Below are 23,358 nucleotides of genomic sequence, written 5' to 3'. Positions count from 1 at the left end.
TTACTCACTAGTCTTCAACAGATAGCGCGTCATTGACTAGCGCTTGTTGTTCTTTTACATGGACAGACATATAACCTACAGCTGGTGCTGCAGAAGCCTTGCGACCTGCATATGTCAAATAAGTACTTTCAGGTATTGCCGCTCTAAAATGATGCTGTGAACAATACCATGCACCTTGGTTTTGCGGCTCTTCCTGGCACCAAACGAATTGCTTCACATGCTGGTATTTCGCCAACTCTGCTTGCAGCTCTTCTTCTGGAAATGGATACAGTTGTTCGATTCGAATGATGACAACATTGTCTTGCTCACTCTTGCGACGCTGGTCAAGTAATTCGTAGTAAACCTTACCACTACAAAATACAACACGTTCAACTTTTTTAGGGTCGATATCGTCAATTTCACCAATAACATTATGGAAAACACCCGTCGAAAGTTCTTCTAATGAAGAAACAGCTAAAGGATGTCGTAATAATGATTTAGGTGACATAACAATTAAAGGGCGACGCATTGGACGTACGACTTGACGACGAAGCATATTAAATACTTGCGCAGGCGTTGACGGCACACAAACTTGCATATTGTGATCAGCACAGAGTTGTAAGAAACGCTCTAAACGTGCTGATGAATGTTCTGGACCTTGACCTTCATAGCCATGTGGTAACAACATAGTTAAACCACACAAGCGACCCCACTTTTGCTCACCAGAACTAATGAATTGATCAAATACTACTTGTGCACAGTTAGCAAAGTCGCCAAATTGTGCTTCCCAAATAGTTAAACCAGCAGGTTCTGCTGTGGTATAACCGTATTCAAAAGCGACCACTGATACTTCAGACAAGACTGAGTCATGGATATCAAATGGACCTTGACCTTCACGAATGTTTTTTAAAGGTAAGTACTTGCTTGAATCTTCTTGGTTATGAAGAACAGCGTGACGGTGGAAAAAAGTGCCACGACCAGAATCTTGTCCGGTAATACGAACACGCTTACCTAGGTCAACAACAGATGCATAAGCTAAGTTCTCAGCCATACCCCAGTCGAGTAATTTCTCTCCCGATGCCATTTTAACACGGTCGTCGTATATTTTCTTGACACGACCTTGCACAGGATGAGATTCAGGATATGTTGAGAGTGTCCCTGCAAGTTCTTTTAACTTCTCAATAGAAATTTCTTTCTCGTAATCATCATCCCAGTTATGGCCGATGTATGGTGACCAATCAACTGAATGTTCAGTCATTGGTCGCCATTGCTCAACGGTACACTGGCCTTCGTCAAGTAACTTACGATAATACATCGATAATTCATTCGACTGTTCGAGGTTAATTGAACCTTCCGTGTCAAGTCGCTGGGCATATAACTGACGAGGTGTTGGATGTTTTTTAATTTTTTTGTACATCAATGGCTGCGTTGCACTAGGCTCATCAGCTTCATTGTGACCATGACGACGGTAGCAAACAAGGTCGATAACGACATCACGCTTAAATTCGTTGCGATAATCAAGGGCAATTTGTGTAGCCAAGATAACAGCTTCTGGGTCATCGCCATTAACATGAAGAATCGGAGCTGAAACCATTTTTGCTATTTCAGTACAATATTCACCACTGCGCGTATCTGCAGGATTAGACGTTGTAAACCCAACCTGATTATTGACAACGATACGTATCGTTCCGCCCACTTTAAATGCACGTGCTTGTGACATATTAAAAGTTTCTTGAACCACACCCTGACCGGCAATAGCAGCGTCACCATGAATAGTAACCGGAAGAACCGTATCACCGACTTTATCACCACGTCTGTCTTGACGTGCCCGGACTGAGCCAATAACAACAGGGTTAACAATTTCTAGATGCGATGGGTTAAAGGCCAAAGCTAAATGAACATTGCCACCAGGCGTTACAAAATCGGATGAATAACCTTGGTGATATTTAACATCACCTGAAGATAAAATTTCATCGTGTTTACCGCCAAACTCGTCAAATAACTTTGATGGATTTTTACCCATCACGTTAACTAAGACATTTAAGCGGCCACGGTGAGCCATACCAATAACAACTTCTTTAGTGCCTTGCGTACCAGCACGAGTAATAAGCTCTTTTAGCATAGGTATTAACGCATCACCACCTTCAAGGGAGAAACGTTTAGCGCCTGGAAACTTAGCCCCAAGGTATTTACAAATACCATCGGCAGCGATAAGACCTTTAAGAATTTCTTCTTTTTGGTCGACAGAAAATTTTGCTTGCGACTGAACAGACTCTAAACGTTGTTGGATCCAACGTTTTTCATCGGTGTCAGTAATGTGCATATATTCAGCACCGATAGAACCACAATAGGTAGTTTTAAGGGCATTGTATAAGTCACCTAACTTCATCGCATCTTGAGAAGTAGCAAATGAGCCGACGTTGAACTCGGTATCAAAGTCATTTTCTGAAAGTTCATGATGCGACAGTTGTAAATCGCGTACCTTATCTCGCTTCCACAAACCTAATGGGTCAAGGTTAGCATTTTGATGTCCACGAAAACGAAAAGCATTAATTAGCTGTAAAACTTTAACTTGTTTGGCATCACTACTACCAGAAACAACAACAGTTTTATGGGATTGCTTAGCTAATTCTTTAAATTCATTGCGGATTTCAGAGTGCCTGAATTCTAAGTCAGCACCTTCAATTTTTGGAAGTTGTTGGAATAACGTTCGCCATTCTGCAGAAACAGATTGGGAGTTATCCAAATAAGATTCGTATAATTCTTCAATGTAAGTAGCGTTAGCACCACTTAAATGAGAAGACTCTAACCAAGCCTTCATTGTACCTTCGGGCATTGCCTGTTCCTTTATGGGATAAAAGCAATAAAAAAATAAACAATTATCGTTAGCAAGTCAACTAGACTAATAGCTAATTGTCATCTGCTAATGATGACTATTCCTGTTTTAAAACACCAAAGTGCTAGATAATTTCATCTAACACTCTGCTATTTAATTTTATACTGCGCGTGAAATCAACATCGACTTAATGTGGCCGATAGCTTTCGTTGGGTTTAATCCTTTTGGACAAACATCAACACAGTTCATAATACCATGACAACGGAATACGCTGTAGGCATCTTGCAAACCATCTAAACGTTCTTCAGTTGCAGTATCACGGCTATCAATTAAGAAGCGATAAGCATGCAACAAACCTGCTGGTCCAATAAACTTATCTGGGTTCCACCAGAAAGACGGACAAGAAGTTGAACAACAAGCACATAAAATACACTCATATAAACCATCAAGCTTTTCCCGCTCTTCAATCGATTGAAGATGCTCACGTGCTGGAGGGTTTTTACCATCATTAATTAAGAACGGCTTAATTTTTTCATATTGATTATAGAACTGTGTCATATCAATAACTAAATCACGTACTACCGGTAAACCAGGTAAAGGGCGTAACACTATTTTCTTTGCTGGAACAGCCGATAATGGTGTAATACAACCTAAACCATTCTTACCGTTAATATTCATACCATCAGAGCCACATACTCCCTCACGACATGAACGACGGAAAGAGATAGTAGTATCTTGCTCTTTTAATAAAATAAGTGCATCAAGTACCATCATATCTGAGCCTTCTGGAATTTCCAGCTCATAATCTTTCATGTAAGGTGCATTATCAACATCAGGGTTGTAACGATAAATCGAAAAAATTTGTTTCATTGCAATGCTCCTATTAATATACGCGGGCTTTCGGTGGGAAAGCTTCACGGTGAACGGGTTCCATATTTACTTTACGTTTAGACATAGCTTGTGTCTCTGGCGTATAAATACTATGGCACAACCAGTTTTCATCATCACGAACAGCAAAATCTGCGCGCGCATGAGCACCACGTGATTCAGTGCGGAAGTTAGACGCTTTGGCTGTACAAAAAGCCGTTTCCATCAAGTTGTCTAATTCTAAACACTCGATACGTTGCGTATTAAATTCTGAAGACTTGTCATCGAGGCTAGCATGCTGAAGACGTTCACGGATTTCAGTCAACTCTTTCATGCCTTCAGCCATAGCATCACCTTCACGGAATACCGAGAAGTTAAATTGCATACATTTTTGCAAGTCTTTACGTATTTTAGTTGGACTTTCACCACCTTTAACAGATGACTCCCAACGATTAGTACGTGCTAATGAAGCTTCTAAGTCAGACTCAGAGGCATCTTTCCCGCTTTGCGTATCATTTAAGTAAGTGCCTAAGAAATTACCCGCTGCACGACCAAAGACCACTAAATCAAGAAGAGAATTACCACCTAAACGGTTTGCACCATGAACAGATACACAAGCGATTTCACCAACGGCAAATAATCCTTCAACGATAGTTTCTTTACCCGTTTCTGGATTAAAATTAATCGCTTGGCCATTCACGTTACAAGGAACACCACCCATCTGATAATGACAAGTTGGTATAACTGGAATAGGTTCTACTGCTGGATCTACGTGAGCAAATGTTTTCGATAAATCACAAACACCTGGTAAACGTTTTTCAAGCGTTTCACGGCCTAAATGATCAAGTTTAAGTTTAAGATGCGGACCCATAGGACCGTCAAAACCACGACCTTCACGAATCTCTGTCATCATAGAACGAGCAACTACGTCACGACCTGCTAAATCTTTAGCATTTGGTGCGTAACGTTCCATGAAACGCTCGCCATCTTTGTTAAGTAGGTAACCACCTTCTCCACGACAACCTTCAGTAACAAGCGTACCTGCACCGGCGATTCCTGTTGGATGAAACTGCCACATTTCCATGTCTTGCATCTGTATGCCAGCACGAACTGCCATGCCAACGCCGTCACCAGTATTGATGTGAGCATTAGTTGTTGATGCATAGATACGACCAGCACCACCGGTAGCTAATACCGTAGCACGGGCTTTGAAGTAAACAATCTCGCCTGTTTCAATACAAATAGCGGTTGTACCAACAATAGCACCGTCACTATTTTTAACTAAATCTAGTGCATACCATTCAGAGTAGACATTAGTTTTATTTTTAACGTTTTGTTGGTACAAGCAATGTAATAAAGCATGACCAGTACGATCGGCTGCGGCTGCTGTACGTGCAGCTTGTTCGCCACCAAAGTTTTTAGATTGGCCACCGAAAGGGCGTTGATAAATTTTACCTTCTTCAGTACGAGAAAAAGGTAGACCCATTTTCTCTAACTCAATAATAGATTCAGGACCTGTTTTACACATATACTCAATAGCGTCTTGGTCGCCGATATAATCAGAACCCTTAACGGTATCGTACATATGTTGTTCCCAATGATCTTCATGCGCATTACCTAGCGCAACAGTGATACCACCTTGAGCCGATACTGTATGAGAACGAGTAGGAAAAACTTTAGAAATCAAGGCACAAGATTTACCTGATTCAGAAATAGCTAATGCAGCGCGCATACCTGCACCACCGGCGCCAATGACTATAGCGTCAAATTCACGAATTGGAACGCTCACTTATACACCCCACACAATTAAAAAGCCTGCCGCAAGGTAGACTAGTAAAGTAACAGAAAAGAGAAATTGTAATGACCCACGTAAAGATGCTGGTTTGATATAATCCGACAATACTTGCCAAATACCAATCCACGCATGTACTACAAGTGATAAAAGAGCAAGCAGTGTTGCAATTTTCACTGACATTAAACTAAAAAAGCCATGCCATGTTTCAAAAGTAACTTCTGGGGTAACCACAAAAAAGCCAGCAATTATTAACGTATATATTGTTAATATTATCGCGCTCGCTCTTACAAGCATATAATCATGTACGCCATTTCGGCCTACAGTAGCGATGTTACTTACCATAACCATACTCCTACTACTACAGTGAATACAAACCAAAGAGCCATAGCAAATTTAGCACTGGTATTACCTGAAGCTAATTCTTCAAAATAGCCTGAGTCCATGAATAAGTGACGAACACCCATTAATATATGGAAGGTTAACGCAGAGATTATGCCAAACAAAATGAATTTGAATAGGAAGCCATCAAGAAATGCTTGAATTTGAGCAAATCCTTCAGCGGAAGATAGAGATAATGAAAGTGTCCACAATAAAATACCAATAGCAAATACCATAATGACACCGGAAATACGGTGCAATATCGAGGCGTTTGCCGAAGGATGCATTTTGATTGTAGTCAGATCTAGGTTTACAGGACGTTGTTTTTTCACAATTTCGCCTAAAGAGTTTTTTGAGTCTTTAACTTTTTTACTATTGTCCAATGAGATAACCAAACATATTTACCCTTAATTGAACAATCCCCTAGTGATCTCGGTTTATATTTGTATATTAATAAAATAACAAACAAATTAAAATTAAATCAATGTGATTATATAGCTGAACATTTTTAATTACAATTTTCTTAAGCGACAATTCATCTTTATCTTACAAATCTCTGTTTGTTTTTTAACCAGTTAGAGTGCTTATTTAACTTTAGTCTAATGTTAAAACATTACGTTTGACTTTAAGGGGGTATAATGAAGTAGAATACGGCTAGTTTTATATTCATAAAAACTGATTAAGTTTTCAAAAGCTGAAATCAGAAAAGCGAATTAATAATTTATAGGGGATTAAACATATGGCTGAATCTAAAGCCACTCTCAGTATTGATGGTAACGTAGTTGCAGATTTACCAATACTTTCAGGTAGCGCCGGTAACGACGTGATAGACATCAGAACCTTAGGGAATTATGGTTATTTTACTTATGACCCGGGTTTCTTAGCAACCGCTTCATGTGAATCAGCTATTACTTTTATCGATGGCGGCAAAGGTATCTTGCAACATCGTGGTTATCCAATTGACAGCTTAGCGAAACAAGCTGATTACTTAGAAGTTTGTTATATTTTGTTAAATGGCGACGCGCCAACAAAAACACAATACGATGAATTTATTAAGATTATTACCAACCATACGATGGTTCATGAGAAGATAGCTCACTTCTTTCAAGGTTTCTTACCTGATGCACATCCAATGGCGATGCTTTGTGGTGTTGTTGGTGCTTTATCATCATTTTATCATAGTGATTTAGACATAGAAGATCCAGCACAACGTTTGCGTAGTGCACATCGTTTAATTGCTAAAATGCCAACTATTGCAGCGATGGCATACAAATATAGTATCGGTCAGCCATTCGTCTACCCACGTAATGATTTAAGATACGCAGAAAACTTCTTACACATGATGTTCTCTGTACCTGCTGAAGAATATATTGTTAGTCCAACAGTTGCTCGCGCAATGGATAGGATCTTTACGTTACATGCTGATCATGAGCAAAATGCTTCTACATCAACAGTACGTTTAGCTGGTTCATCTGGTGCTAATCCTTATGCTTGTATTGCAGCAGGTGTTGCATCTTTGTGGGGCCCAGCGCATGGCGGCGCTAACGAAGCTTGTTTAAAAATGCTTGAAGAAATTGGCACATTAGACCGTGTTGATGAATTTGTTGCTCGCGCAAAAGACAAAAGCGATTCATTCCGCTTAATGGGTTTTGGTCATCGTGTTTACAAGAATTTCGATCCACGTGCTACTGTAATGCGTGAAACTTGTCATGAAGTACTGAAAGAATTAGGTATCAATGACCCACTTTTAGACGTAGCAATGGCTCTTGAGAAAGTAGCTCTTGAAGACCCATACTTTATTGAGAAAAAACTTTACCCTAACGTAGATTTTTACTCTGGTATCATTTTGAAAGCTATCGGTATTCCTACAAATATGTTCACAGTAGTATTTGCAATGTCTCGTACAGTAGGTTGGATTTCTCACTGGGATGAGATGCTAGGTCAACCAGGTCAAAAAATTGGTCGTCCTCGTCAGAACTATATTGGTGAAATTGATCGTGAGTTTGTACCATTAAATAATAGATAATAACCTCTTATTTAAATAACTTATTAAAAGGTAGCATGTGCTACCTTTTTTATTAATTTAATTTAATTTAATCATCATATATAACCGTTTTATTATCTTTCGAGCCTTCATCATCAAGATAATATCGCCATAAACACCTTTTAATATTTACGCAGTTTCCATCTACAATTATTGGTTTAGCACATAAATAAGCAGTATCGCTCAGAAAAAAACCATTATAATCTAAAGGGATTATAATAATTCATGTAAAAAATAATGATTAAAAACAATAAAATAAAAAAAGTCACTGATGTAAATAAAATATAGTTAAAATTCGGTCAAAACATTATTTTTAATGTTGTATATAAGGATTTTAAAGTACTAAAATATTAATTTCGAAGGAATAAAATTGCCCTATAGATAAAACAAGAGTAATTTTCAATTCAATTTCCTGAAGATTCGCTCTTACACATCTCTTGCTCAAGCGCTAAATCATTTAAAATATCACGAGATACATCACATATTTAATGGCTACTGCACTTATATTATGTATTTTATCCATTTAATATTCTATTTATCGGTCTATCCGTTAATATTTTCATCCGTTATCCTATACAGAAATATTAATATCTATGACTTCCATCACACTTAATCATACCTAGATAAATATAAAAGAGCGTAATCCTCTGAAAAGGCTAATAGAAAAATAAAATAGCTAATTCGATCTCTGATTTATTGTCTTCACCACTCATTGCCCCTTATAATGTTAAAAATTTTATGAACTGAATATAACAGTATGTCTGAATATCAAATGAGATTTGGCGGTATTGCCCGCCTTTATGGTGTTGCGGGTGCAGCCTTATTAGAAAAAGCGCACTTCTGTGTCATTGGCATTGGTGGTGTTGGCTCTTGGGCCGCAGAATCTTTAGCAAGAACAGGCATTGGTGCAATAACATTAATCGACCTCGATGATATCTGCACGACCAATATTAACCGTCAAATTCATGCTCTCAGCCAAACCATTGGTGAAAGTAAAGTCGAGGTTATGGCTGAGCGTATAAAACAAATTAATCCAGAGTGTCGTGTTACTGTTATTGAAGACTTTGTGACTTTAGATAATTTACGAGAGCTATTAAACAAAGATTTTGATTATGTCATTGATGCTATTGATTCAGTCAAAGTAAAAACAGCGATTATTGCGCATTGCCGACGTAACAAGTTGCCTATTATTACTATTGGTGGTGCTGGTGGTCAAACAGATCCCAGTAAAATTCAACTTTGCGATCTAAGCCAGACTTTTCAAGATCCATTACTCGCTAAAGTAAAAAATCAACTGCGCCGTGAATTCAACTTTCCAAAAGCGGATGCAAAGACTAGTAATAAACGAAAGTTCTCAATTGATGCCGTTTTTTCTACAGAACAACTGGTTTATCCAGATAATGAAGGAAATGTTTGTCATGCTAAACAAGTGAATGAAGGTTCGGTGCGCTTAGATTGTAGTTCTGGTTTTGGAGCCGTTACTCACGTTACTGCGACTTTTGCTTTTTTTGCAACAAGCCGCGCGATTAAAAAATACTTAGCGAAAAACAGCAATTAATACTCGTTTGCGATAGTTTTAATTTTTTCTACAATCGCTTTTACGCCGTTACTTCGCGAAGGACTCAAGTGCTGCGACAGACCCAGCTTGAGAAAGTAAGCGTGATCATCAAACGCTAATATTTTCTGCGCAGAGCAATGTTGAAAGGCGGCTAAAATAATCATCATTAACCCTCTTATAACTTTAGCATCGCTGTCGCAACTAAAATAAAATTGACCCTGAGCGTTTGTCGTGGCATATATCCAAGCATTGCTCTCACAACCTTGTATTAAAGTAGTATGGTTGCGTAAAACTTTATCCATTCTATCTAAGGTTTTACCCAATAACATTATTTCTCGATGGCGAGTATCCCATCCTTTTAGTGGGATAAATCGTTCAATCATCGCTGTTTCGTTATTTCGATTAGGGGCGTCTTGGTCAATAACAGGGTCACTGATCACGCCTTCATCATTTTCTTTGGCATTTTTAATCAGTAAATTTAGCTTTTCAATGAAAAAGTCGACTTCAGCATAAGTATTGTAGGCGGCTAGCGACACTCGGATACAGCCACTAAGTTTTAAATAATCCATTAATGGCATTGCACAATGATGACCACTTCTAATAGCAATACCATATGCGTCTAACCCGGTAGCAATATCGTGATTATGAGAACCAATAACGGTAAAAGAAATTACTCCAATATCGGGTTGCTGCTTGGCAACAAATTTTATTGCTTCGATACTTTGCAGTTTTTCATAACAATATGTTGTCAACTTATATTCATATTCAGCTAACTGAGTTAAAGAAAATAAATTGATAAATTTAATACTCGCTGAAAAAGCAATAACGCCTGCGTAATGAGGTGTTCCTGCTTCAAACTTAAAAGGCAATTCATTAAATGATGTTCCCTTAAAACTCACCCGTTTAATCATTTCACCACCACCTTGGTACGGGGGCATACTATTGAGTAATTCACGGCGCCCATACAAAACACCGACACCTGTTGGGCCAAACATTTTGTGTGCTGAAAACACGTAAAAGTCACAATCAAGGGTTTGCATATTAAGTGCTAAATGAGCACAAGCTTGGGCACCGTCAATAACGGTTATTGCTTTGTATTTTTTAGCTAAAGTAATTAATTTTTTTACTGGGTTAACTTTACCAATCACATTAGAAATATGTGCAAAGCTCACCACCTTAGTTCTTTCATTAAAATAACCTGCTAGTGCATTTTCATCAATCAGACCATTAGTGTCTAAAGGTAATACTTTAATAACAGCACCTGTTTTTTCGGCAATCATTTGCCAAGGTACGATATTGGCATGATGTTCAACATGACTTAATAATATTTCATCACCACAGCATAAGTTATTATGCCCCCAGCTTTGTGCAATTAAGTTGATGCCGCTGGTTGTACCTGAAGTCCAAATAACTTCTTCTACGTGCTTGGCTTGAATAAAGCGTTGAACTACGGTTCGAGCTTGCTCAAAAGCCAATGTAGCTCTAGCACTTAACGCATGCGAAGCTCGATGAACATTAGCATTATATTGTTGATATACCTCAGTTTCAGTATCAATAACTACATTAGGTTTTTGGGTGGTAGCACCATTGTCAAAATAAACTAAAGGTAAATTATTAATTTTTTTGCTGAGCAAAGGAAAATACCGACGAAATGTACTGACATCAAATTTATTCATAAAAAGTTACATTGAAAGATAATATTACTGACACAATTATACCTTACATTACCTAAAGTTCAGATCATTTAAACAATTAAGTGCCCACCTCCCTTATTTGTACAATGATCCAAATAAGAGAGGTAAATTTGCAAATTATCAACTAAAGTTAATGAGTGAAGAAAATGAAAGGTGATATGTATGAAGTTATTTTCATGGTTCATTAAAGCAAATAGCAACTCAAAGGCTAAACAGGAACAATCAGCATTGTTAAATAAAGTACCTTTAGAAAATACTATTTATGATGAAGTGCATACTTTTAATAACAATACGATGTGGCCAATAGCCAAGGTAAAAACCACAACAATGATGATTAAAAAGCCAAGTTAAGCAATTAATTTGCATCATAATATCAAGAAAAATAAAGCTAAGACCAGCGTAGAACAACCCAGTTTTCTGAGTGTTCCCTTAGGTCAAGAATAGTGGTTAAAATGACTCCTGCCATAAAGTAACGCGAAGGCGTTATTTTTTTGCTTTCAATGCCCTATTCACATTTTGTAAATAATGAGGCATTAAAAATTTCTTTGGATTATCAGCCAACATCTGTAAATATAAATTTGGAAAAGCTTCTTCATAATATCGCATAGCTGTTCTTTGATTTAAGGGTTGTATTGCAACAAAGTTTTGCTCATCGCAGCTTTCAGCAATATATGCCCCAACACTACCTGACTTATCTTTAGTTGTTCCTAGCTTCCAGCCTTGTTCAGCTTTACTCACCAAGGGGGTATGACTTTCAATGTATTTAGCCCATGGCAGTTCACTTAAAACTTTCTCACGTACAACCAGTCGTGACCCCTGATAAAAACGGGGTAAAATAGCAATATTATGTGAAAACATTGAATTTTGAATCGCTAAGCAGCGATAATGATTTTCTGCCAATTGATATTCATCAATAAAGCCAAATAGATGCGCCAACTCATGAAAAAAAACATCTTCATTATCATTGCTATCGATATATAAGATACCCGCATTTACATTAGCACCTCCTTTTTCAACAAGTACTGCAATAAAACGGTTATTGCCCACTAATTTATTCTCTTGCCAGATAGACTCGTTGCATCGAATCGGTTCCTTTTCATCATGCTGACAATCGAGCTGTATTTTGCTGATATACTTTACGGGTGAAAAACAGAGGTAAGGCTTTAATGGAGCTAGTCTTGCTGAAGATATAAGTTCTTCAAAGTACTCTAAGTTTTCTAAGCTGGTTGCAAAGGGAGATATTGTCGCTAAACAACTAACTTCGGAAGCTATTACAGGCTTATTTATTATTTTATAACGCTTTAATTTTTGATAAAAAGACTGTTGTTCATCTGTTTTATCTTCTGAACTAATGGCGGTAAACCTTTGAATATAATGATCAGTTTTTTTATATTCTCCCGTTAAAATCGAAATTTCAATTAAAAGCTTTAACGCTGATGGATCGGATTCTATCGGAAGAAGTAATGTTTTGGCGGCTAAGAAGCTATGCTCATTAAGATAAATTTTAGCTAATGTGATTCTCGATTTCTTATGATTTAAGCGAATAGCTTGCTTAAGCCAGAGTTCACCATTTCGATTTTTTCGATAATTTTCTTTAGGCTTAGCAAGATAATAGTTGGCTAACTTGAATGCTATTTCCCCATCATTTTTTGCAAGCGCTTTAGCAATATTTTGCCATTGCTTATTCTCATCTTGCTGGCCATATAAGTTCAAGCGTTTATATAATATTGAATGTAGACCAAGCTGATTAATAAGCGCTAATTGTGAGTGGCTAGCATAGCCATCTTCTACCCGTTGGATCAGTGAATTTATCCATAAAAAAGAGCTTATTGATAGGAGGATCAATAAGCTCATGATTGTTAGGCTAACTTTAACTTTCATTTAAGGTATCGATAAAATATTTATATAAGCCACTAAGACGACTTATCAGCTTGTAGTGTTTCTTGTCGCATTAAGTCTAACTCAAGTTTAGCGTATCTGTGTTCAACAAATTCGTAAACATTGGTACTGAGTGCTACTTTAAAAAAGTTAGCCGCAATATCATTGCTTCCCTTAAGTTGATAATACTTTCCTAGGTAAAAATAAGCTTCGCACAAACGTTCGCTTAACGCTTTACTTGAGCTTGTGCCGCTTGATAATTGGTTAACAAATTGTTGTTCAGTAATATCGCCAAGATACAACTGAATGATATTTTTAGCCCAAACGCTATCATCGACTAAATCAACAGCTCGTTTTAATGCTATCTGAGCAGTTAAATCATTTGTTGCTGATTCAGCTAAATACAACCATAAAATACGATAAGGGTCGTTTTTTTTACGTTGATGGAAAGTGCTAAAGTCATCAATTGAAAGACCTGGGCGGCCACCATAATATAAGGCAATACCTCGATTTAAATATGCATATTCATGTTCAGGATCTAAATCAATCGCGGAATCGAAGGCTTGATACGCTTGCTCGAATTCTTGTAATTGTGTGTAGTGGATCCCCAAAAAATTATAAGCATCGACAAAATCAGGTTTTAACCTTAGTGCCCGATTAAAATCAAGGCGAGCTAGTGAGCGTAAACCCACACTGTCAAAAATAACACCCCGGTCATAATAAAGTTCAGCTCGTTGTGCGTCGGTTATTTCTGCTCTTTGAATAACGTCAGTCAGTCGAGCTATAGCTATTTCACTTTTATAGTTTATTGCCAAGGGCTCGGCAATGATGAGCTGATTCATAGCAATAGAAGAAGTCTCTGGTTGATTACTTGCACAACCTTGAAGGGCAGAGATAGCGATAACAAATGCTACTTTAAAGAGTTTATTCACAGAAATAAGGTACCTAATAAAATATTTTTATTAATTTAGTTTCAGTATATAAAAAAGGGAGCCATCAGGCTCCCTTTTTATGTAACTTTTTAAGTATGCTATTCAGCAGCGTCAGCTACTGTCGCTTCTTTCTTTTCAGAAGCTTCTTTAATACTTAAACGTACACGGCCCTGACGGTCAACTTCAAGTACTTTAACAGTAACTTCTTGACCTTCAGTTAATACATCGCTTACAGCATTTACACGTTCTTCAGATATTTGAGAGATGTGAACTAAACCATCTTTACCTGGAAGTACGTTAACAAAGGCACCAAAATCAACGATACGTACTACTTTACCTTGGTAAATTGTACCTACTTCAATCTCAGCCGTTAATGCTTTAATGCGGTTAATGGCATCTTGAGCTTGATCGCCATTTGTTGCAGCAATTTTGACAGTACCGTCGTCGTCAATTTCGATAGTTGTACCCGTTTCTTCGGTAAGCATGCGGATAGTAGCACCGCCTTTACCAATGATGTCACGAATTTTATCTTGGCTAACTTTAATGGTGTGAATGCGTGGTGCAAACTGTGAAATATCATCACGGTGACCAGATATAGCTTCGTCCATTACAGATAAGATATGAGTACGTGCAGCTTTAGCTTGGTTTAAAGCAAGTTGCATGATTTCTTGAGTAATACCTTCAATTTTAATGTCCATTTGAAGTGCAGTAATACCACCGGTAGTACCTGCTACTTTAAAGTCCATGTCACCTAAGTGATCTTCATCACCTAAAATGTCAGAAAGAACAACAAAGTCGTCACCTTCTTTAACTAGGCCCATTGCAATACCAGCAACAGAAGCTTTAATTGGTACACCAGCATCCATTAATGCTAATGAAGCACCACAAACTGAAGCCATTGAAGATGAACCGTTTGATTCTGTAATTTCAGAAACAATACGCACAGCGTATGGGAATTCTTCAAGTGAAGGCATAACAGCTAACATACCGCGTTTTGCTAAACGGCCATGGCCGATTTCACGACGCTTAGGGCTGCCAACAAAACCAGTTTCACCTACACAGTATGGAGGGAAATTATAATGAAGCATAAATGCATCAGTCTTCTCACCCATAATAGTATCAAGACGTTGTGCATCACGTTGTGTACCTAAAGTAGCAGTAACTAATGCTTGAGTTTCGCCACGTGTAAATACTGCGCTACCATGAGTTCTTGGTAATACACCTGTCATTACGTCTAAAGCACGGATCATTTCAGGATCACGACCATCGATACGAGGCATGCCTTTTGTGATGCGACCACGAACAACCGTTTTTTCTAGGTCGTGAAATAAATCTTTTGCTTCTTGAACGTTAAGCTCTGCATCGCTTGCCAATAATGTTTGAACAACACCATCGCGAATTTCTTTAATTTTTTCGTAACGAACTGCTTTTTCAGTAATTTGGTAAGCTTCGTTAACTTGTGCTTCACTCAATTCTGCAATTTTAGCAATAAGATCAGCGTTTTTAACTGGTGCAACCCAATCCCACTTAGGATTGTTAACTTCTGCAGCCATTTCTTTAATCGCTGTGATTGCTGTTTGCATTTGCTCATGACCATACATAACGGCGCCAAGCATAACTTCTTCAGATAAAACATCAGCTTCAGACTCAACCATTAATACGGCTGAATCAGTACCAGAAACCACTAAGTTTAACTTAGACGTTTCTAATTCCGATTGTAATGGGTTAAGAATGTATTTGCCGTCAGTATAACCAACACGTGCTGCGCCAACTGGACCACTAAAAGGCATTCCTGAAATAGCTAATGCCGCAGAAGTACCTAATAAAGAGATAATGTCTGGGGCAATTTCTGGGTTAGCAGAAACTACAGTGATGACCACTTGAACTTCGTTAGTAAACCCTTCAGGGAATAGTGGACGAATTGGACGGTCAATTAGACGACAAATTAATGTTTCTTCTTCAGAAGGACGGCCTTCACGTTTAAAGAAACCACCTGGGATTTTACCTGCAGCGTATGTACGTTCTTGGTAATTAACCGTTAATGGGAAAAAATCTTGTCCTGGCTTCGCTTCTTTTTTACCAACAACAGACACTAATACACACGTATCGTCCATGCTAGCCATAACAGCACAAGTTGCTTGACGAGCGATAGCGCCCGTTTCTAAAGTTACGGTATGTTGACCGAATTCAAATGTTTTTGTAACAGTATTGAACATAAATGTTCCTTTTATTAAATTAATATTCTTAAGTTATTAACCAATCTGTACAATTATTTATTCACTTAGAGCAAACTTTGCACTGCTTAAGTTGAACAAAAAATTATACAGTTTGGATTGATTAGTTTTGCAAAAGCTTAGTACTTCTAAAAATTTGCACGCACATTATACTACCTCACCACGTATTTACTAGCGACAAAAGGGAAATGTTATTAAGAAAAGACAAAAAAGGAAGGTTTGTGACCATTTGGGTAACGGTTCATAAAAAAAAGGTATAAAAAAAGGAGCTTATTAGCTCCTTTTTTCGATACTATCTTTAGAAAAGATAATAAATAAGTTACATCTTAACGACGTAGACCTAGTTTAGCGATTACAGTTGTGTAACGCTCAACGTTCTTGCCTTTTAAGTAATCAAGCAATTTACGACGTTGTGCAACCATGCGCAATAAACCACGACGTGAATGGTGATCATGGATGTGCTCTTTGAAGTGACCTTGTAAGTGGTTGATTTGAGTAGTTAACAAAGCAACTTGAACTTCTGGTGAACCAGTGTCACCTTCTTTTTGAGCATATTCTGCAACAATTGCAGCTTTTTCTGTAGCATTTAAAGACATAAATAATCCTTAGTGTTATGTACCCGAAAGTACTTAAAAATTCGCACCCAGCCAAACACTAATTCAGCGAAGATGACAAAAGAGCGCGCATTGTATCAGCGCAAGGTGTAATTGCAACCGATATTTTTAATATCATTAACTCGCCGTTAAGTATAAATAATTTTCAGTAGAAATATTTATGCTTAAGGTAAGTGCTATTGCAACCAAGCTATCAGTGCCTAAAGTCGCTTAATTACAGTGTTTTCAAAAACTCATCTAAAACTACAATGCGTTTAGGGGCAACTAAACCGTTGTCATCTATATGGCCAACACCAATAAACTCGCCATCAATAATGTTATCACCGACAAAAACTTGCACTAAGCCTTCACTGGGTATATTTGATGCTTGTACTGGATTACCGTGGCGTAAAAAATTCGCTGACATATCATCAATGAAAACTTCAGGAATGCCATCACAAGCCGTCGTCATCGGTAATAATAATGGGTCTAGCAATTCACTGGCCGATAACTCTTGTTCTTCAGCCTGCTCAACTAATGATTGTAACTGCTCAAGTGTTACCATTTTGTCTGTTGGATAATTACCTACAGCGCTACGACGTAAGTTCGCAACATGTGCTCCACAACCAAGTAATTCACCTAAATCATCGATAATAGTACGAATATAAGTCCCTTTGGATACATGAATATCTAAATCAACTTCGTCAGCTTCAAAGCGTAATAAATCTAAACGAAAAACCGTAATGTCGCGTGACTCACGAGGTACTTCAACACCTTCTCTGGCATATTTATATAAAGGCTGACCTTTATATTTTAATGCTGAATACATGGAAGGAATTTGCTGTGTTGTACCGCAAAAAGATTCAAGCGCGAGTGCTAACTGCTCACTTGAAACATTGACTGGTTTTTCTGCAACAACTTCGCCATCAGCATCACTTGTTGTGGTGCGGACACCTAATTTCGCAGTCACTTGATAAGTTTTATCAGTATCCAGCAAAAATTGTGAAAACTTAGTTGCTTCACCTAAACAAATAGGCAGCATTCCCGTTGCAAGGGGATCTAATGCACCAGTATGCCCAGCTTTTTGTGCGAAAAAAAGTCGCTTAACTTTTTGCAAAGCACTGTTCGATGACATTTCATAAGGTTTATCAAGTAGGATCACCCCATTAATTGGGCGACCTTTTCTGCGTTTAGCCATCTAGCTTATACCCTATGAATTTTCTTCATTGTTTACATCAGTAGCAGTAGCGTCTCGTTCTGAACTCTCCGCTATGTGCTTGTCGCTCGCTACAGCTTCGTCAACGAGTGAGCTCATACGTACACCTTCAGCCATAGAACTGTCATAGACAAAACGTAAATGCGGCATAATACGCGCACGTAGTTTTTTTGCTAATAACGAGCGAATAAAGCCAGCTGCATCATTTAACACTTCAATAGAGCTTTTTATTTCTGACGCTTCGTTAGTAAAAAAAGTAACAAATATTTTTGCGTAAGCTAAGTCACGCGTTAATTCCACAGCTGAAACTGTTGTCATCGCCAAACGAGGATCTTTAACTTCGCGCATCAATATCGTTGCGATTTCTTTTTGTATTTCTTGTCCGACACGGTCGGTACGGGCAAATTCTCTTGCCATAAGAAATTCTCCTAATGAGGTTATCAAGGTTCTTTGCCTGATAACCTTTAATATATGAACAAAAATGGAGGCAAAGCCCCCATTTAGTATTTTACCAACAGTAAGTTACATGTCACATTGAATTAACGCTAATAGATAAATATAGAATCAACCCATTAGCAAAAATTTAGTGTTACAGCGTACGCTTAATTTCTATTGTTTCGAATACTTCAATTTGGTCACCAACACGGACATCGTTGTAGTTCTTAACACCGATACCACATTCAGTACCGTTACGAACTTCTGGCACATCGTCTTTGAAACGACGAAGTGATTCAAGTTCACCTTCGTATATAACAACCAAGTCACGTAAGACACGAATGGGTGCGCTACGTTTAATAAGACCTTCAGTAACCATACAACCAGCGATCGCACCAATTTTAGGTGACTTAAACACGTCACGTACTTGTGCAAGACCAATGATTTCTTGTCTAAACTCTGGCGCTAACATGCCGCTCATGGCTTGTTTAACTTCATCGATTAATGCATAAATAACACTGTAGTAACGTAAATCGATGTTCTCAGATTCAATCACTTTACGTGCAGATGCATCGGCACGAACATTGAAACCAACAACAATGGCATTAGAAGCCGCCGCTAACGTTGCATCAGTTTCAGTAATAGCACCAACACCTGAACCAATGATTCTTACTTTAACTTCATCAGTAGATAACTTAAGTAATGAGTCACTAATCGCTTCAAGTGAACCTTGAACATCTGACTTAATTACAACGTTAACTTCTGAAATTTCGCCTTCAGCCATACTTGCAAACATATTTTCAAGTTTAGCTTTTTGTTGACGAGCAAGTTTCACATCACGGAATTTACCTTGACGGAATAAAGCAACTTCACGTGCTTTCTTTTCATCTTTAACAACAGTCGCTTCGTCACCAGATTGTGGAACACCACTTAAGCCGATAATCTCAACAGGAATAGATGGACCCGCAGATTGAATATCTTTACCATTTTCATCGCGCATTGCACGAACACGGCCATATTCTAAACCACAAAGTACGATATCACCTTGCTTTAACGTACCTTCTTGTACCAACACCGTTGCTACTGGACCACGGCCTTTATCTAATTTAGATTCAATAACAACACCGCTTGCCATTTTGTCGACAACAGCGGTTAATTCTAATACTTCAGATTGAAGTAATATTGAATCAAGTAATTCGTCGATGCCTAAACCTGTTTTAGCTGAAACATGACAGAATTGAACTTCACCGCCCCACTCTTCAGATAAAACACCGTGTTGAGATAACTCACTCTTAACACGTTCGATATCAACACCTTCTTTATCCATCTTGTTTACGGCAATGATAATAGGCACTTCAGAAGCTTTAGCATGTTGAATAGCTTCAACAGTCTGTGGCATAACACCATCATCTGCAGCAACAACAATGATAACAATATCAGTTGCTTTAGCACCACGAGAACGCATTGCAGTAAAGGCAGCATGACCTGGAGTATCTAAGAACGTGATCATACCATGACCCGTTTCTACGTGATAAGCACCAATATGCTGAGTAATACCACCAGCTTCACCGTCTGCTACCTTCGCTTTACGAATATAGTCAAGTAGTGATGTTTTACCATGATCAACATGCCCCATAATAGTAACAACAGGTGCACGAGTAATTTCTTCACCGGTATGGCTACGATCAGCAAGTACGGCTTCTTCCAAAGCATTTTCTTTAACAAGTACAACGTCAAAGCCCATATCTTCTGCAACAAGTGCTGCGGTTTCTTGGTCAATTACTTGGTTAATGGTTGCCATTGCACCCAATTTAAACATAGCTTTAACAACTTCAGCACCTTTCTTTGCCATTTTGTTGGCAAGCTCTGCTACTGAAATCGTTTCGCCAATACGAATATCTTGTACTTTAGTTTCAACAGGTTTTGTAAAACCATGCTTTAAACTTTCAGGTGAAGATAACGTTTTACCTTTGCCACGTCCGTTATTACGGCCACGAGCAGCAGGTGCTTTTTTCTTCTTACGGCGACGACCACTTTCATCAGCTGAGTCACTTTTGTCTTCAGCTTCTTGCGCGTACTTAGAAGAAGTTAAATGTACAACTTCCTTCTCTTTAGCTTTACGTTCAGCTTCTTGCTCTTTCCAGCGTGCTTCATTTTCTTCTGCTAGCTTCTTAGCTGCGGCAGTAGCTTCTTTAGCTTCTTCTTCAAGCTTAGCTTTTGTTTCAGCTTCTTGAGCAAGACGAATTTTTTTAGCTTCATCGCTTTCTGCAACTTTTACTGGCGCTTCTTCAGCATTTTTTGCTTTTGCTGCGGCAACTTGTTTAGCTTTAGCATCCGCCTCGGCTTTTGCTTGAGCTTTACGTTCAGCTTCGGCTTCTGCTTTTGCTGCAGCGACTGCCTTGCCATTTTCAGCTTCTTTAGCATCAGCAATTGCTTTTGCTTCTGCTACTGCTTGAGCAGCAATTTCAGCTTCAGCATTGGCTTGAGCTTCTGCTTCTGCCTGTTGTTGCTCTTCAACTTCGCTACGTTTAACATAAGTGCGCTTTTTACGTACTTCTACATTAACCGACTTAGCTTTACTGCCATGTCCCATCGTTAACGTTGATTTAGATTTACGATTAAGCGTCATCTTTAGTGGTCCGGCTGTTGAGTCGTCACCATGTTGCTTTTTCAAGTGATCTAACAATGCTTCTTTTTCATCTTGTGATACAGAATCAGTTGCGGATTTGTTCACGCCAGAATCAGCCAATTGGCTAACTAAGCGGTCCACCGGTGTACCAATTTCTTGAGCAAGTTCTGCTACAGTTGTGTTTGACATCTACTATATTCTCCCGGGAATTATTCTTCGTTAAACCAACAAATATTACGCGCAGCCATAATTAACTCGCCCGCTTTGGTTTCATCTAATTCTTCAATATCGGCAATTTCGTCTACGCCTTGTTCAGCTAAATCTTCAAGGGTAATGACACCACGACTCGCTAATACAAAAGCTAAATGACGTTCTAAACCATCTAATGCTAATAAATCAGCGGCTGGTTCAGCATTTTCAAGAGATTCTTCACTTGCTAATGCTCGTGTCGTTAATGCCGCTTTTGCTCGTTCGCGAAGCGCGTCTACAATTTCTTCGTCCATGCCATCAATTTCTAGCATTTCAGCGGCTGGTACGTAAGCAATTTCTTCTAACGTAGCAAAACCTTCTTCTGCTAATAAATTAGCAAAGTCGTCATCGATATCTAAGTTATCTGTGAATAAAGAAATAACTTTATCATTTTCAGCTTGATGTTTTTCGTTCATATCAGCAACAGTCATTACGTTCAGTTCCCAGCCAGTCAATTGGCTAGCCAAACGGATATTTTGACCACTACGGCCGATAGCCATCGCTAAATTGCCTTCTTCAACAGCGATATCCATAGTGCCTTTGTCTTCATCAACAATAATTGATGCAACTTCAGCTGGAGCCATTGCGTTGATTACGTACTGTGCTGAATTATCGTCATATAAAACGATATCCACACGTTCACCACCAAGTTCAGTCGATACAGCTTGAACACGTGAACCACGCATACCGACACAAGCGCCGACTGGGTCGATACGTTTGTCGTTTGACTTAACTGAAATTTTGGCACGTGAACCAGGATCGCGAGCAGCACCTTTTATTTCTAACATTTCTTCGCCAATTTCCGGTACTTCTACACGGAAAAGCTCAATCAACATTTCTGGTTTAGAACGAGTCACTAATAATTGTGCGCCACGTGTTTCTGTCTTTATCTCGTATAACAAACCACGAATACGGTCACCTGGACGGAATGTTTCACGAGGCAACATATCATCACGATAAATAACAGCTTCTGCGTTATTACCTAAATCAATGATAATACTATCGCGACTCGCTTTCTTAACAACACCCGTAACTAACTCACCGATTTGTTCTTGGTAAGCTTCGACGATAAGTGCACGTTCTGCTTCACGAATTTTTTGTACAATAACTTGCTTCGCTGTTTGCGTAGTTACACGGTCAAATTTAACTGATTCAATTTGATCTTCAATGTAATCACCAAGCTGTAACTCTTCATTATCGTATTGTGCTGCTGACAGGCTCATTTCTGCAAACGGGTTTTCTGCTACTGCGTCATCAGCAACAACTAACCAACGTCGGAATGTATCAAATTCACCATTAGTGCGGTCAATAGCAACACGAACAATAATGTCGCCTTCATATTTTTTCTTTGTTGCTGTCTCTAAAGCAGTTTCCATTGCTTCAAAAATACTTTCACGTGGTAATGCTTTTTCGTTAGATACGGCATCTACAACCAGTAATATTTCCTTACTCATGCTACTTAGCCTTTTTAATCGTTTCTGAACAGTCCAACTTGTGTTTATGGTACAAAATTGAACAACTACGTATTTTTTATTTTATTATTATGATTTTTTGATTAAGTCTTTTTATTATGGTTAAAAACCAAATTAGCCTTAACTATATTACCGAGCACTAAATCATAGTCTTCGCCATCAACCGTTACAATTAACGTGTCATTTTCAACGGCAACTAAACGCCCTTTAAATTTACGACGACCATTTAATGGTATAGACAATTTCACTTCGATAATTTCACCAATCACTGCTTCATAGTGGGGTTTATCGAATAAAGGTCGGTCTAAACCTGGCGATGATACTTCTAAATTAAACTCACTGCTGATAGGATCTTCTACGTCAAGAATAGCTCCTACCTGACGGCTAACTTCTGCGCAGTCATCAACATCAATACCATTCTCATGGTCGATAAATAAACGTAATACTGAATTATTACCTGCACTGATATATTCAATACCTAATAATTCCTTGCCAACTTCTTCAACAGCAGGACGTAACATGTCTGTTAATTTATGTTCAAACTTAGCCAATCATTTTCTCCAAATAAA

At 38.4% G+C, this 23,358-nt stretch carries 18 protein-coding genes; 3 read left to right on the top strand and 15 right to left on the bottom strand.

Annotated features, from left to right (window positions below):
- Positions 1 to 7: 7 nt before the first annotated feature.
- From H4J73_RS19345 to sdhC, 5 genes are all read right to left on the bottom strand, one after another.
- A complete protein-coding gene (locus H4J73_RS19345; protein WP_182182094.1) occupies positions 8 to 2,815 on the bottom strand; it encodes a 2-oxoglutarate dehydrogenase E1 component in 2,808 nt (935 codons plus the stop codon).
- A gap of 159 nt (positions 2,816 to 2,974) precedes the next feature.
- Positions 2,975 to 3,685, bottom strand: coding sequence for a succinate dehydrogenase iron-sulfur subunit (locus tag H4J73_RS19340; protein ID WP_182182093.1), 711 nt, complete (start codon positions 3,683 to 3,685; stop codon positions 2,975 to 2,977).
- 13 nt (positions 3,686 to 3,698) lie between these two features.
- Positions 3,699 to 5,471 (bottom strand): succinate dehydrogenase flavoprotein subunit, encoded by a 1,773-nt coding sequence (gene sdhA, locus H4J73_RS19335; RefSeq protein ID WP_182182092.1) that lies wholly within the window; start codon positions 5,469 to 5,471, stop codon positions 3,699 to 3,701.
- Positions 5,472 to 5,819: a succinate dehydrogenase, hydrophobic membrane anchor protein gene (gene sdhD / locus H4J73_RS19330; RefSeq protein ID WP_182182091.1), complete on the bottom strand. Its 348-nt coding sequence runs from the start codon at positions 5,817 to 5,819 to the stop codon at positions 5,472 to 5,474.
- Positions 5,813 to 6,187: a succinate dehydrogenase, cytochrome b556 subunit gene (sdhC, locus tag H4J73_RS19325; protein WP_182182090.1), complete on the bottom strand. Its 375-nt coding sequence runs from the start codon at positions 6,185 to 6,187 to the stop codon at positions 5,813 to 5,815. The genes sdhD and sdhC overlap by 7 nt, the downstream gene beginning before the upstream one ends.
- A 407-nt stretch (positions 6,188 to 6,594) precedes the next feature.
- Between sdhC and H4J73_RS19320 the strand changes: the two genes are divergently transcribed.
- Together H4J73_RS19320 and tcdA are read left to right on the top strand one after the other, a co-directional pair.
- Positions 6,595 to 7,881 (top strand): citrate synthase, encoded by a 1,287-nt coding sequence (locus H4J73_RS19320; protein ID WP_182182089.1) that lies wholly within the window; start codon positions 6,595 to 6,597, stop codon positions 7,879 to 7,881.
- 775 nt (positions 7,882 to 8,656) lie between these two features.
- A complete protein-coding gene (gene tcdA / locus H4J73_RS19315; protein WP_182182088.1) occupies positions 8,657 to 9,457 on the top strand; it encodes a tRNA cyclic N6-threonylcarbamoyladenosine(37) synthase TcdA in 801 nt (266 codons plus the stop codon).
- Here tcdA and H4J73_RS19310 read toward each other — a convergent pair.
- A complete protein-coding gene (locus H4J73_RS19310; RefSeq protein WP_182182087.1) occupies positions 9,454 to 11,133 on the bottom strand; it encodes a SufS family cysteine desulfurase in 1,680 nt (559 codons plus the stop codon). The genes tcdA and H4J73_RS19310 overlap by 4 nt on opposite strands.
- 180 nt (positions 11,134 to 11,313) lie before the next feature.
- On the opposite strand from H4J73_RS19310, the gene H4J73_RS19305 reads away from it, so the two are divergent.
- On the top strand, positions 11,314 to 11,502 hold the full coding sequence (locus tag H4J73_RS19305; RefSeq protein WP_182182086.1) for a hypothetical protein: 189 nt from the start codon (positions 11,314 to 11,316) through the stop codon (positions 11,500 to 11,502).
- A gap of 132 nt (positions 11,503 to 11,634) precedes the next feature.
- Here the strand turns inward: H4J73_RS19305 and H4J73_RS19300 are convergent, their stop codons facing one another.
- The 9 genes from H4J73_RS19300 to rimP form a co-directional block, all read right to left on the bottom strand.
- A complete protein-coding gene (locus H4J73_RS19300) occupies positions 11,635 to 13,032 on the bottom strand; it encodes a hypothetical protein (RefSeq protein WP_182223384.1) in 1,398 nt (465 codons plus the stop codon).
- 32 nt (positions 13,033 to 13,064) lie between these two features.
- Positions 13,065 to 13,961, bottom strand: coding sequence for a lipoprotein NlpI (gene nlpI, locus H4J73_RS19295; protein ID WP_182223383.1), 897 nt, complete (start codon positions 13,959 to 13,961; stop codon positions 13,065 to 13,067).
- Positions 13,962 to 14,059: 98 nt separating this feature from the next.
- Positions 14,060 to 16,177: a polyribonucleotide nucleotidyltransferase gene (gene pnp / locus H4J73_RS19290; RefSeq protein WP_182182083.1), complete on the bottom strand. Its 2,118-nt coding sequence runs from the start codon at positions 16,175 to 16,177 to the stop codon at positions 14,060 to 14,062.
- Positions 16,178 to 16,521: 344 nt separating this feature from the next.
- On the bottom strand, positions 16,522 to 16,791 hold the full coding sequence (gene rpsO / locus H4J73_RS19285; protein WP_070376186.1) for a 30S ribosomal protein S15: 270 nt from the start codon (positions 16,789 to 16,791) through the stop codon (positions 16,522 to 16,524).
- A 232-nt stretch (positions 16,792 to 17,023) separates the two neighbouring features.
- Positions 17,024 to 17,986, bottom strand: coding sequence for a tRNA pseudouridine(55) synthase TruB (gene truB, locus H4J73_RS19280; protein ID WP_182182082.1), 963 nt, complete (start codon positions 17,984 to 17,986; stop codon positions 17,024 to 17,026).
- Between the two features lie 12 nt (positions 17,987 to 17,998).
- Positions 17,999 to 18,421 (bottom strand): 30S ribosome-binding factor RbfA, encoded by a 423-nt coding sequence (gene rbfA, locus H4J73_RS19275; protein WP_182182081.1) that lies wholly within the window; start codon positions 18,419 to 18,421, stop codon positions 17,999 to 18,001.
- A gap of 172 nt (positions 18,422 to 18,593) precedes the next feature.
- Positions 18,594 to 21,257 (bottom strand): translation initiation factor IF-2, encoded by a 2,664-nt coding sequence (infB, locus tag H4J73_RS19270; protein ID WP_182182080.1) that lies wholly within the window; start codon positions 21,255 to 21,257, stop codon positions 18,594 to 18,596.
- Positions 21,258 to 21,277: 20 nt separating this feature from the next.
- A complete protein-coding gene (gene nusA, locus H4J73_RS19265) occupies positions 21,278 to 22,771 on the bottom strand; it encodes a transcription termination factor NusA (RefSeq protein WP_182182079.1) in 1,494 nt (497 codons plus the stop codon).
- A gap of 101 nt (positions 22,772 to 22,872) precedes the next feature.
- Positions 22,873 to 23,340 carry a ribosome maturation factor RimP gene (rimP, locus tag H4J73_RS19260; protein WP_182182078.1) on the bottom strand — a complete coding sequence of 156 codons (468 nt, stop codon included), beginning with the start codon at positions 23,338 to 23,340 and terminating at the stop codon, positions 22,873 to 22,875.
- Between the last annotated feature and the right edge of the window lie 18 nt (positions 23,341 to 23,358).

The sequence above is a fragment of the Colwellia sp. MB3u-41 genome, from assembly GCF_014076845.1.
Classification (GTDB): domain Bacteria; phylum Pseudomonadota; class Gammaproteobacteria; order Enterobacterales; family Alteromonadaceae; genus Colwellia_A.
Note: the sequence above shows the minus strand (reverse complement) of the source record. Positions and strands in the feature narration are given on the sequence as shown.